Raw genomic sequence first — 13,557 nt, 5'->3', positions numbered from 1 at the left:
TAGGAAAAGCAGATCAGGAAGGCAATAAGTTAAAGGAAAAATACCAAAGCGGAGACTTGTTAAGCAATAACCAAATCAGCAAATGCTTTAAAAATCATACCTGGAGCTTGGTTCAATCATTGGATTTCTCTCAAAAAGAGGCTGATGCGCCGTTGCTGCTTTGACCTTCAGCAACAGCGCATTACAACGAGCCTCATTTAGCTTTTCCTACAAAATTGTATTGCATCCCGAACCCTACCGTGCGCGGGGCACCGGGTGAAAACCGGGTACGGTCACTCAGCGCGTTACCACGGGAAGCACTGGTGGTATACAGTTCATCAGTCAGGTTCAAGGCATTGACAAACAATTCAACTCCCTTGATGGTGTATCCTACCCGGACATTGAGCAGACTCAGGCCTTTTTGACCCAAAAATCCCCGATCTTCCATTCTTATCGTATTGATTTGGTTCAGGAAATACGGTGAGAGGCTTTGCCATTCTCCAGACAGCCGTAGACCTTTCACCCAACTGGGCTGATAGATGATTTCGGTATTCACGATCCAGCGCGGAGCATTGGGCATCTCGTAACCATCCAGTTTTTGCAGGGCATCGCTGGGTCTGTCCGACAAGCGGAAGTCTTCAAAACGGTGCAGCGCGTTGGCTCCACCAAAGCGGATTTGTAAGTCCTTAAATGGAGTTGCAGTCAGCCCAAATTCTACCCCCTGGTGCAAGGTAGCCCCGGCACTTTGATAATCGGTCGAGTTGTCGGCCTGGCGAATCGCCAGCAATTCATTTTGCCCTTTCAAGCGGTAAACCGAAAGGTCGATCATCACTTTATTTTTCAACAAGGACCACCAGCCACCTACTTCAGTGTTAAAGAATCGAGCCGAACCAAGGTTGTAATAAAATGGATCCTGGCCAGCGATCGGATTGGGGCGTTTACGGAAAATGGCGGTCACTCCGGGAGGAGCAAAACCAATGCTGTAATTGGCATACATGCCCATGTTGTTGCCCAGGTCGTAAGTGGCACCCACTTTGGGACTAAATTGGCTGTATGATTTTTCGCCTTGGGTATTGTCCAGATAGTTCTCATAATTAAAAGCAAAAAGGTCGTAACGTGCGCCCGCGATGAGTTTCAAACGCTCGGAGGGATTGATTTCAAATTGAGAATAAACCCCAGCATTGCGCACATTGGCATCGTATTCCCCCAATTTTACACTAGGACGATCTTCAACGTAGGTGTATTTTTTGACGTTTTTGCCGTCTGGTCGCAGCTCCGCATTCAGCCCAATCTGGAAGGCATTGTAAGTTTGAGGGGTAAAATCAAAGGTGCCTCCTACAATCAATTTTGCTTTTAAAAAATTAAACCGTTGGTTGTGCTGGGCAATGACCCCGTAACTGTTGAACAAGCTCTGGTTCTTTTCACTGGTTGCTGTGGTTTGGCCAGTAGTCCAGCGCACGGTATGGTTAGGGCTCATCTGGTAATCGTTGAAGCGGTGAAATGCGGTAACAAAGGATTCGGCTTGTTTGCCCCAACGGTGATTGAGCGTGACCCGCGAACGCTGAGCAGTGATTTTGCGGTACATAAAGTCGTTGCTGGCTTCGTAGGTCCGACTGTAATACGCGATGCTGTCGAGGCTAAGTCCTTCCTGTCCGTCGTAAAAATTGTAAGCATAGGCCGCGGTAAGCATGGTTCTGGCACTGAGTTGGTATTCCAAACGGGCGTTGACGGCGTTTTTGGTGTAATCGGTGCGTTCACGCCAGCCATTTTTTTGGCTACCCATGAATCCACCTACAAATACGCCCATTTTTTTGTTCAGCATACCCCCTGCGCTGAATTGCAGGCGCTTGTAATTGAATTCGTCCCCCTGATAGCCGATGCTGAAAGTAGGCACAGCAGTGGGGCGTTTGGTGATCAAGTTGATGGCACCCCCTACGGCTTCGGGGCCGTAAATGGAAGAAGCAGGTCCTTTCACCACTTCAATGGAATTGAGGACCATGATATTGGATTCAATCAGCGCATTGTGGTTGAACAAACCCATCGGGCGTACGGGTACACCATCTTCCATGTACAAAAAATAAGCTGAGGTCGAAAGGGGCTGCCGGATACTCATGTTGTGGCCTTCTCCAGTGAAACGCATCATAAATACACCTGGAACTTTGCTGATCAGTTCGGGGAGTGCCACGGCTTTGGTATTCGAAATCAGGTCTGAAGACAGTTTAGAAATCGCAATGGGTGCATCAGAGCGTTTTTGCGCCTCCCGGCTGGCAGTGACTACTACCGCTTGCAGGTTTAAGGAAGTGGGTTTGATACCAAAGTTGAGTTGACCATCGGCGGGTACAGCAACCTGTTGGTTCTCGTACCCGATATAGGATATTTCCAGGGTATTGGCTTCAGTGCTGAAACTGAATTTTCCGGTGGCATCCGTCAAGGTGCCATTCAGGGTACCGGGCACAAAAACGTTGGCTCCAATGAGTGGTTCTTTGGTTTGGGCATCATAAATTTTACCACTCACTACCCGTTGTTGGGTAAAAGCATTTAAAGTGCCGAAGAGGCAGAAGAACGAAAGTAGGTATTTGAAATACATGGTGATTGTTCTTTATTGGATGATAATTATTTGGACAAAAGACTGCCCTGGCTTAGGTCAAACACTGAGACTTAAGCAATTGAAAAACAGCAAAAAAACGAATCATCCAATCAACTCTGGAGGTGGAGTACTGACTTTCTGGTGGAAAGGTTGATAGAAAAAAATGTACCTATTGATGCGCGACATTAAAAAAATAAGCTGCTCTTTTCGCAACAGGAATTCTGGTGCTTTGGCAAGGAGATGACAAGCAAGTACATATTTGCCGAGATAGGTACTGCTGGGCGTCGTTTCGGAAGGTGCATGGTGGTCATCGTTACCATCCATCAAATGTTCCAGTTCGTGATCTACGTGATCGCTATGGCTATGTCCGTGGTGGACCTGTTCGAAGTGTTCGTGCCAAAACAACAAGTGTGCAACACAGTCCTGCACCAATGGCATCACCATTTGGGCAGAGGCATGTAGGTAAACAACCAACAAAATCCAGACTGTGCTTTTTTTCATCTTCTTGTCTTGAAACAATTGATTTTTTGAACCTGTTCCTTAAGCTTCTATCCAGCGTGGTTCAGCCATCTTTTGCGGCGCAACTTGCAGCAGCCCCCAGATTATGGCTACAAAACCAGCCCCCAACAACCAAAGGGTATCCCAAAACCCTGCACGGTTAGCCCGAACAAGTCCGGGCGAGTTGGTGTACTGACTTTGGGGCACCTGATCGTAATCGGCAGCACGCATTTTTTCCTGCTTGATGATTTTTTGGGTAAAAAAGGCGCGGTACTTGGCGTGAGCGGCTTGCATTTGTTGTTCAAAATCCAGGTAATGGGCATCGCCTGTAGCGGCAAGGTTTTCCAACATTTGTTGCACAAAAATCGCTGGGGAAACGAAGCGCCATTGTGCCACCAAACGTGCTTGTTTGTCTTTTTGCGCCTCAAATTTTTCTTCCAGGGGGCGAATGGCTTTTTCCACTTCCAGGTTGACCATCAGGGAGCTTGCTGCAAAATTTTTGGTATCCACTGGTTTGCTGGCTTGAGCGGCCAATTCGGGATGGTCCTCAAAATATTGCGCCAAAATTTGGGCACCGTTCTTTTTGGCTTCCTCCGAGGCTTCGCGGGTTTCAGCAATCAACTCTACTCTTGATGGCATCGGATAATATGCATTTGCTGCTACACTAAGCAAAGCTGGCAATACCACCAACAGTGCCAACCACCCCCCCACCAACACGGCGGCATTAAACCCGGAGCCTTTACCTTGGCTATTGATCCCAAAACTGAGCCCAAACCAAAAGGCCTTGTAAGCAGTAGTTATGCCAAGCAATGCGGCAATGCCTGCTGCCTCTTGTGCAATTGAAACCCCAAAAAATGCCAGCCCCATTACAACCAATCCGCTAAAAAAGAGACTCAACAAAGCAAAACGGAAGACAAACTTATTCAGCGCTACACTGCGCAAGGAGGTGGTGCTAGCCAAAATCAAAGGCAAAGTGCTACGCTCTTTTTCACCTGCCACTACATTAAAAGTCAAAGCGATGACCAACAAGGGCAATAAAAAGGTGATGACAAAAGCCAGATCAAAATGGCCGTTGTACAAAATGGACGCGTTTTCGATTTCTTCGCCGTGGTACAATGCTTGTTTTTTGTGCAAACCAAACTTGTAATAGTAGGCCCGCAAATCACTTTGGCCTACAGCCACTACGGCTAATGGAGCAGGTGCAAGGCTGAAATACCGATTGGCGGCGGAATTGGCGGCCCCATTGGGTTCGGTAGGGTCGCGGTGAGAATTGCCCGTAAAAGGTTTGCCACTCTGCTCCAAATCGGCTACCAACTGCCTTTTTTCAGCCAACTGCCTTTTTTCGGTTGCTTTTACCTTGGCCAGGGTAGTCCTGTGAAAAGCAATCCGCTGCTGGCCAGTCCACAGTGCAAAAGCAACAAACAAGACCAACAAGGCAAAACAACTCAGGAGCATTTTGTTGGCTCGTAGCATCAGCCAATCGTAAAAAGCGATGAAGTAAAAATTACGCATGGCGTTGTATTTTGGAAGGTAGGTTTGGGTTTGCATAAGGCGTTTGTTAATCCAGATGTAGGGTTTGTGCAGAGCGGTATAGGCAGAACGTCAAGCCCAGCAACCAACACCCCAGGCTCAACAAACTGAACCATTGTTGTTGCAACTGCTCGCCTAAACTTTGGTTTTGGTACTGGAATTGCGGTACTTTTTGCCAAAGGGCGGCTCCTGCTTTGTAGTCGCGTTCTTGTTTGATGCCATTGATTTTTTGATCGGTATTCATCACCTTGGCTACCAGGCGGCGGTGGGTTTCGGCTTGTCGGGTAAAATTCAGGTGTTTGTACAAATCGGTTCCCGCCAGTGAACGGGAAACATCGCGCATGGCCAGGATGGGCGAAAGCAGATTGATTTTTTCCAACAACGCATTTTGGGCTTGAAACAAGCGGAACAAAGCGCCGTATTGTAGGTCGTACACTTTCCAATCGCGGTCTTCGCTGGCTTGCAGGGCAATTCCGGCAAAACTTACCGGCAGTTGTGATAAACTGTCTACGCCATAATCACGCAGTGCTTTTGCCTTGAGTGCTTCCTGAAATTTTTCATAGGAGCTTTGTCCATCTAGTCCTTTTTCCCGTTGGATCAACACCTTTTCGGTAAAATCCAGCGCAGAAGGTGTCGGATGCAGACTCATGGCTACACTCCCACTGATGCGCGGTAATAAGAAAGCACCAATGGCCCATACGCCAAGTAATGCCGCCAAACTCAGCCCCGAGCTACGCAGCCATGCCGAAAAGCTGAGACTCAGCACCACGAATACTGCGTAAAACAAGGTATAAAGCACTGCGGCAAGACCCAAACTAGGCAATATCCGGGCAAAGGCTTCCGCCCCTCCAGCCCAACACAAGGCCCCAGAAAGCAAGAGGAACATAGGCAGGTACAAACAAAGTAAAACAGCTTTAAGGATACCCAAGGCTTTACCAGCGAGTAAACTAAAACTACTAATTTGAGTGCTGAACAACATGCGCAAAGTGCCCGATTCGTACTCTTTGCTCAGGCTGTTGTATGCTAAAAGAATGATTAGGAGAGCCAAAATAAATTGCCAAATGAACCCTATGGTGAGCGCACCAAAACGCCCAATGGTGCCCGCATCCTGCACGGTGCGCAGTTTAACTTCATTCTGATTGTGGGCTTCGAGCCAAACCGCGTTGCCGAGGTAATCGTCCATCCCCCGGTCAAAAATGGCCAAAAGGGGAACAGGTTTGTAGGCGTAAAGCCCGTAATGTGCTGCAGAATGGGGATTTTTTTCGCCTTGATCCAACCACTGGCGGTAAGTGTCTTCCTGGGCTTTGGTATAGAGCCGATTCGTGTTTTGGTAATGGGAGACTCCGGTGATCAGGGCCAATACAAATAGCCCCAAACTCACAATTGCCGACCAACGCAAGCGTGCGTCGACGAGGAGAGAGCGAAATTCCTTTTGGAGTACGGCAGTAAGCATGATCGGTCAAGGTGTTCGGTGAAAGAATTAAGCGCCTACAGCAGAAATGGGCGCGGAGATGATTTCAACATAAATGCGTTCCAGTTCGCTATGGCTAACTGTAGCTGCATCAAGGACTTCCACCAATTGCCCAGCTTTCATGATGCCGACCCGATTAGCGACTTCTTTGGCCCGAAATAGGTCATGGGTCACCATCAAAATGGATACACCGCGTTGGCTTAGCTGTTGCAACAAGTTGGAAAATTCATTGCTGGCGAGTGGGTCAAGCCCTGAAGTAGGTTCATCCAAAAACAGCGCGCTGGCCTCTTTGGCCAAAGCCAATGCGATACCCACCTTTTGCCGCATACCCTTAGAATATTGGGCCACTGGCTGATGTATGGCTTCGGCTTGCAAATTGGCTTGTTGTAAAAAATTACTGAGTTCGGTTTTGTTGTATTTTTTGCCGGAAAGTTGGCTCAAATAGGCCAGATTTTGCAGGCCGCTCAGTTCCGGGTACAACATCACGTTTTCGGGGATGTACCCAATGCGTTGTTTGATTTTGGCATCGCCGGGGCGAACCACCAGTTCATCGATGCAGGCTTGGCCAGCCGAAGCTTCGATGAAGCCCATGAAAAGGTTAATGGTGGTGGTTTTGCCTGCGCCATTGGCGCCGAGCAGGCAAAAAATCTCCCCATTTTCCACCTCTAAATCCAGGCGGTCAAGCGCAGTGAAGCTACCGTAGTGTTTGGTCAATTGTAAGGCACTCAGCATATGAAATTAGTTTAATTACTAATCAGTACGCAGTACATGGCAAGATTGGTTTGGGGTTTTATTTAAATTCTTAATAAAGGGGGATTTTATTGATAAAACAAAAGGCTGTAACTCCACCCTCTTTTCAGCCACTTTTCTAGCTTTTTTTCTTGCAGTGGTCAATCATTTTTATCCTCAAAGCACCTGACGCCTACTCAAACCCCATAGCCCAAGTCCCCCAATCACTACAATGCTCAAAACCAAAGGCAAGAGCATTTTCGCCCAATTGACTTCCACCTTCGCCACAAACGACTCTACCCGAAAAGAGTACCAATTTTCTGTTTTCACTGCTCGGTTCTCAAATATTCGGGAATAAAAATACAGCCGCAGCCTTTCGTGAAAACGCTCCGTGGCTTCCCAGTAACCCAATTGTTGCTGCAAATCCGCAGCAGCCAGGCGGTTGAAGGCCAATTGGGTGTGGATAGCAGGCGAAAAGTAGGCGAAAACCGCGGTAGCCTGTTCGCGCTGCTGCAATTTGTGTTTCAATTCAAGTGCCGCCGGTTGGGATTCATCATCTCCCATTTGTTGCATGGCGTAATACCACAACCAACTGAAGGTTTTATCCGGCAGGGGGTATTTTTTGAACTCGGGATAATGGGCATAAAATTTGTCCATCGTCACGGCCTTTGGCAAATCCCATTTCTCGTGGTACCCTTCGCGTTGTTGGATCATCGTGTTTAAGGCTTCGGGCACCGGGTAACGGTTGATCAAATAGGCATTGAGCGCGGCGGGGAACACCAGCGTCAGCAACACCCAAAAACTCAACAGCGCCACCGCATTCAAACCAGAATTGCGCTGCCAGGAAATGACCCAGGAGCTGAGTGCAAACCAAAAGAGCAGGTACAGGCCCGCTACCGCCACAAAAGCTAGGGTTGTACTGTCCAGTGGCAGTTTTAGGGCAACAACAGCGATGCCGAGCAACAGCAGCAACACCGTAAAAACGGCCAACATCCGAATCGACATTTTTCGCAGCAAAAAATACAAGGTCGATCGCGCCTGAGTAGCCACCAAACGCAGGGTGCCTTCCTCTTTTTCCTCAGACAGCAGATTGTAAGTCAAAGCAATGATGAGCAATGGAAAAAGGAAAATGACCACAAAGCTGAAATCCAGATTCCCCATCAGGAGATTCACCGGGTTGTGCAAATCGGTATCGTATTTTTGATTTTCCAAACCACGAATGGTTACACTTTGAATGGAGTTCTGGACATCCCTTTGCCCAATCGATAAAGCGTTGAGCGGCTGATTGGGATTGACCAGTGTAAAGCGCAGGTAATACAACAGGAGCCCCATTTCATCTTGGTGGTAGCGTACATTTCGCTCGATGTGCTCGCGCTGAAACCGGGCTATTTCGGCTTGTGCCTGCTGTTGTTTGGCCACAAATTGCCGCCCGATCAGGAGGCTCAGGCAGCCCACCAACAGCAACAAGACCAAGCCTCCCATTGCGCCTTTGCTGCGCAAAAAATGGTTGATTTCCAGAGCGTACATATCAGATGACTCTTAATTTTTTGGAAGAATACAACAACAAAACCCACAAGGCAACGAGCCAAAACAACTGCGCCAGAATGCTCAGTACTTGTTGTTGAAAAACCTGCCCTACGTTCAAATACTGGTACTGCCAATCCGGCATTTCCCGCCAGTGCTTGCGACTGATTTGATACGGTTTGTCTTGTGGCCCCAACTTTTGATTGCTGATGTAGCGCATTTGCAGGCGGTTCATGCGCTGCGCCAATTGGTAGCGGAAAGTTTCTACTTGTTGTTGAAAATCAACGTAGGCGTAAAAATCCGTTCCTGCCAAACCCATCGACAGGTTTTTCAAAGCCATAAAAGGATTCAGCAAGGCCGAAGTCTCGGCCAGTCGATTTTGTTGGGTGTATACCGCCAAAAGTTGGTGCCATTGCCGATTGTAAATCTCCGCGCTGATCCGCTCCCCCTCGCTCATGATGAAACCACTGTAATTAAAGGGCAATTGTTGCACCGAATCGATTTTATACGCTGCCAACAGCGAATCTTTAATGGCTTTATAGTGCGGATCATCCGGGTTGTGGCTATCCCCTTCTTTGATCAAATCCTGTTCTACCCGGGCTTCAAATTCAACCTTACTGGGCGAAGGGTGCCAATAATTGCCCAAGGCCTGGGTACTGCGCGGCAACACAATGGTCCAAAGCAACCAAAGCCCGATCAAACGCACCAGCGCCGTTTTGGAACTGCTGCTGTAAGCCGATACCAGTACTGCCACCAGCGCAAGCGTGGCCAGAAACAAGCCATACGCGCCTAAAATGCTTCCTAGCCGCAGCCAGTTTTGGCTTTGCTCCACCTCCCCAAAAGCAGTCAAAAACAGCAAGCTCAGCACCACGGGCAGGAAAAAAAGTCCGGCAATGCTCAACAAGCCCAGGGTTTTACCCAACAACAGCTCCTTCCACCCCACGCCCTGACTGAAGAGGATTTTTAAAGTGCCCTGCTCCCGCTCGCTGGTAATGCTGTTGAAACCCAGAAAAAACAACATCAGGGGCAACACAAGCTGAAGCAGCATAGCCATGCTGATGTCGCCAAAACGCAGCAAACCCGTAGAAAAACTGGCCTCCGAAAAATTGACCGTGTTCTGGCGGTGCGCCTCTAAAAACACGGCATTGCCCGTGTAACTTTCCAGTCCGTAATCAAACGCACTCAGGGGGTGTTTGAGCCGAAACACCAGGTAGCCGTAGTGCGCCATGCGGTGCGGATGCTTGTCGGGGCTTTCCTCCCACTCGTGCCGCACCTCGGCCTGGTAATGCTTGCGCAGCTTGTTTTGAACCTGATAGGTCTTCCAACCCGTGAAGGTGGCATAGGCCAACAGGAGGCAAAACAGCCCTAAAAGCGGCAATAAAGCCCCTGATTTCAGGGTATGCCGCCAGAACTGCCGGGCGATGAGCAGGGTTGGGGATTGTCGCATGGTGGGTCACTCTATTAGATTTGAAGTAAAAAGATAATTAGTAAGCTCCAAAATCTGACTAAAGTCTAATCGCGAAGCGATTGAATTCATCATAGCCCCGGTCGTCCGGGTAAATAGTTGGGTCAAATTGGCGGCAACCACGGCAGTGGTTGAACTCAATTGAGCAAAAAGTTCAACCGCATCCGCGGTTGCGAAACCTTTTGCTACCCAAATGACCCCGGACGACCGGGGCTATGATAAATTCAACCGCATCCGCGGTTAGTTCTCCCCAAAATTCTGGATAACCACTCATGTAAGTTCTACCTAAAACCGGTACGTTGCCGTCAAAATCACATTGCGCGGTGCCCCTGGAAACAAACGCAGGTAATTCTGAGCACCAATCCAATAAGTCTCGTTAAAAAGATTGTTGGCATTGAGCGCAATCTGTACGTTGCTTTTCGCGGGAGTGTAGTAAAAGGCTGCGTCGAAGATTGTAAACGCGGGTACCTCAAAAGCCCGGGTAAACCAGGGAATCCGGCTACCCTGGTGCTGAACTCCCAAGCCGATGCCAATGTCCTTCAAAGGCGAATTGAGTCCAAAATTGAAACGCGTCCAGAGGTTGGCACTGTTCGTTGGGGTGTTCTCTTTGTGTTGGCCAATGAGTTCCGCTTTGGCATCGTTCACAATTTCGGCATCGATGTAACTGTAGGAGGCGTTGATTTGCCAGTGCTCGTTGATGTACCCCGCCAAATCCAATTCAAAACCTCGGCTGCGATCCGCCCCGCGTTGCACCAGCAAATCCGGTTGAGCAGGGTCGTTGGCGTTCATCAGGATGTTGCGCTGGTTGATCTCGTATACCGCAGCAGTTAAGGTTATTTTTTGCTTGAACAAATCGGCTTTTATCCCCAATTCTTTCAAATCACTCTCCAGTGGTTGAAATTGGGCGGCCGATTTCGGTACGCCAAAAAACGCCCCGGTGCTGGGCATCAGGGTCACCGTATTGGACTGTGGTTGAAAACCTTGCAAGTAAGTCCCGTATACATTGATTTGCTTCGAAACAGCAAAAGTGGCTCCGATCCGGGGCAATAATTTGGTGTTTTTGAATGAAAATTCGTTGCTGGTTTCGAAGTTGGTGATGTCTTTGTACCATTCCTGGCGCAAGCCCAGGAGGAGGGTCAATTTGCTCCAGGTCAGGTACTCCTGAACGTACAGTGCGTTGTTGGTAGTCAGGGCAGCGGGCAGCGCGGTACGCACATTGAGGGTGTAATCGTTGACGTTGCGGATGGTATAGCTGGGGTTACTCAGGTCAAAATGGTTCACATTGGGGCGAGGGAGGGTGCGACCCGCCGTGGTGATGGTCTGGTAATTGGCCGCATTGGCCAACACAAAAGAACCGGCCACACCGCCATCTTTCAGCAAAAAGCCCCTTGCGGCGTTTTGGCCTCCACCTTTGGTTTTTTCCCAATAGTTCAGGTCATAGCCCAGCAAGATTTGGTGTTTGATTTTACCCGTATTGAGTTTGAAATTGAAATAGGAACTTAGGTTGTCAACATTCCAATACTGTTGGCGTTGAATGAATTGCATAGCCGCCAGACTGGTTACGGGCTTGTTTTCGATGTCCACGGCAAAAGCATTGGTGGTACGGTGCTCTTGCAGGTTTTCCGTCCAGGATTGCTTCATGTACGAAGTGGTGAAGCTGATATTGGGGGTAAATTGATGGGTGAAGTTCCCCATCAGAATCAGCTCTTTCGACTTAAAAAAGTCATTGGTGGCACCAAGATTGAGGCTGATGGGGGTGCTATTGAGCTCCGTCACGCCAGCCTGAGCCCCAAAAATGGGTTGCCCCCGATCCAGTACCCCGTTCATGTTGCTGAAAATCAGCTCGGCATTGATGGCCGTTTTTTTGTTGGGCAAATAGCTGAAGGAAGGTGAAATCAACATGGATTTATTGCCCGCCAAATCGCGGTAGGAACGAGCTTCCTGGTACGCCCCATTGACCCGATACAACAAGGTTTTTTCTTCATTGAGTGGCCCCGTGAAATCCAGGGTGCCCCGAAAAGTACTGAAACTGCCCACACTCATGCTGACCTCTTTGCGGTCCTGCTTGAGTGGTTTTTTCGTCACCAGATTGATGCTCCCACCGGGGTCTACACTGGCAAAAGCAGCACTGGCCGGCCCTTTGAGCACTTCTACACGTTCAATGTTGGTCGTCAGTGGCTGCAAAAAATAGTACTGCCGGGTACGCATCCCATTGATGATCTGGCCTTCTTCATTTTGGCTGATCCCCCGAATGGCGTACTGGTTGTAATAACTGGAAGGAATGACCCCGCTGGAGATTTTCACGGCATCGGCCAATTGAAAAGCCTGGCGATCAGCGATCAATTCCTTGGTCACCGTGCCAATCGACTGCGGCAGGTCTTTGTTCAAAACGGCGATTTTGGTGGCCGAAAAAGAATAATCACTGTTGTAGTCTTTTTTGAGCCGACCGGTGATTTCAACGGTTTGTAGTTCGAGTTTTTTGAGGGTGTCGGTGGGGGTGTTGCTGGGGGTTTGGGCCATTATACCCGTTACAAAAAACACCAGCACAATGCTGAATTTGAATGGTTTGATCATGATAAGTGAGTGTGTGATAAAGAAAGTATTGGTTTAAGTGTTTGGGTCAGTGGTCAATTCATCATCTCCGGAAACGGATCTTCAAAATACCCGCCCTGCCACATCTGCTCGATTTCCTCGGGCGTGCACAAACAAGCCCGCAATTCCATCTTGATGCGCGTTTGATCCAAATCCTGACCGATGAAAACCAACTCATTGGCCCGGTCTCCAAAAACCGGATCCCAGTCTTTTTTAATTTCTTCTTGTGCTTCCAAAATAGAGGGAATGTTCATGCGGCGGTGTAGCGGCATACTTGCCCACCAATGCCCGGCAGAAGAAGCCTGCAAGGAACCACCCGCCTGGCTCCAGTTGAGCGCATCGCTGGGGCGGGAAGCAATCCAGAACATACCCTTGCTGCGTACGATTCCGCCGTCAAAATCCTCGCTGAGGTATTGCCAGAAGCGTTCGGGGTGGAAGGGGCGTTTATCGCGGAATACAAAGGAACTGAAACCATATTCTTCTGTTTCCGGTGTATGTGCTCCCAGGTTCATCAGTTCGCGGATCCAGCCCGCCGAATTAGAGGCCACCTCATAGTCAAAGCGCCCTGTATTGAGGATTTCTTTGGGGGCGACTTTGCCGTGTTTGGTGCCGATGATGACTGCGCCAGGATTGAGGCGTTGGAGCATGGCGCTGATTTCGGCTACTTTCTCGGCAGGCACCAGGTCGGTTTTGTTCAAAATAATCACATCGGCAAACTCGACCTGATCGGTCAGAAGGTTCACAATCGGGCGGTAATCGCCTTCTCCCGCCTGTAAGTCGCGGTCGGCTACAGTATGGGTACTGCCAAAATCCTGCGGAAAATTGAGCGCATCCACCACCGTTACCATCGTATCGACGTAGGCCCAACGTGAAAGGTCAATGTCCTTTTCTTCATCCACAAAACTGAAGGTTTGGGCCACGGGTACGGGTTCTGAAATCCCGGTACTTTCGATGAGTAGGTAATCAAAGCGGCCTTCTTTGGCCAGGCGTTCCACCTCCAACATCAGGTCTTCGCGCAGGGTACAACAGATGCAGCATTGCTCATTTCCACCAGCTTTTCTTCGGTGCGCGAGAGGGTGTGTTGTTGTTCCACTAGGCGAGCATCAATGTTGACCTCGCTCATGTCGTTGACGATCACCGCCACTTTTAGCCCTTCTTTGTTGTGCAAAACGTGGTTGAGCA

Annotated in this window: 8 protein-coding genes and 1 pseudogene; all 9 read right to left on the bottom strand. The window is 49.0% G+C overall.

Annotation, left to right across the window (positions count from 1 at the left end; genetic code table 11):
- Positions 1-193: 193 nt before the first annotated feature.
- Positions 194-2,566 (bottom strand): TonB-dependent receptor, encoded by a 2,373-nt coding sequence (locus tag SFV55_RS04965; protein ID WP_320028361.1) that lies wholly within the window; start codon positions 2,564-2,566, stop codon positions 194-196.
- Positions 2,567-2,668: 102 nt separating this feature from the next.
- The gene (locus tag SFV55_RS04960) at positions 2,669-3,067 is read right to left on the bottom strand and encodes a hypothetical protein (protein WP_320028360.1); all 399 of its coding nucleotides are present in this window, start codon (positions 3,065-3,067) and stop codon (positions 2,669-2,671) included.
- Between the two features lie 39 nt (positions 3,068-3,106).
- Positions 3,107-4,576, bottom strand: a complete 1,470-nt coding sequence (locus SFV55_RS04955) for an ABC transporter permease (protein WP_320028359.1) — start codon at positions 4,574-4,576, stop codon at positions 3,107-3,109.
- Positions 4,577-4,622: 46 nt separating this feature from the next.
- On the bottom strand, positions 4,623-6,047 hold the full coding sequence (locus SFV55_RS04950; RefSeq protein ID WP_320028358.1) for an ABC transporter permease: 1,425 nt from the start codon (positions 6,045-6,047) through the stop codon (positions 4,623-4,625).
- A gap of 27 nt (positions 6,048-6,074) precedes the next feature.
- Positions 6,075-6,797 (bottom strand): ATP-binding cassette domain-containing protein, encoded by a 723-nt coding sequence (locus SFV55_RS04945; protein ID WP_320028357.1) that lies wholly within the window; start codon positions 6,795-6,797, stop codon positions 6,075-6,077.
- Between the two features lie 174 nt (positions 6,798-6,971).
- Positions 6,972-8,321 carry a DUF3526 domain-containing protein gene (locus SFV55_RS04940; protein WP_320028356.1) on the bottom strand — a complete coding sequence of 450 codons (1,350 nt, stop codon included), beginning with the start codon at positions 8,319-8,321 and terminating at the stop codon, positions 6,972-6,974.
- Position 8,322: 1 nt separating this feature from the next.
- A complete protein-coding gene (locus tag SFV55_RS04935; RefSeq protein WP_320028355.1) occupies positions 8,323-9,765 on the bottom strand; it encodes an ABC transporter permease in 1,443 nt (480 codons plus the stop codon).
- A gap of 303 nt (positions 9,766-10,068) precedes the next feature.
- Positions 10,069-12,303 (bottom strand): TonB-dependent siderophore receptor, encoded by a 2,235-nt coding sequence (locus SFV55_RS04930; protein WP_413776691.1) that lies wholly within the window; start codon positions 12,301-12,303, stop codon positions 10,069-10,071.
- Positions 12,304-12,410: 107 nt separating this feature from the next.
- Positions 12,411-13,557 (bottom strand): annotated as a pseudogene (locus SFV55_RS30155) (GTP-binding protein); the annotation flags it as partial.

Origin of the sequence: Haliscomenobacter sp., from assembly GCF_033763495.1 — a bacterium.
Taxonomy (GTDB): domain Bacteria; phylum Bacteroidota; class Bacteroidia; order Chitinophagales; family Saprospiraceae; genus Haliscomenobacter.
The sequence above is the reverse complement of the archived record's forward strand: the minus strand, read 5'-3'. Positions and strand labels throughout refer to the sequence as shown.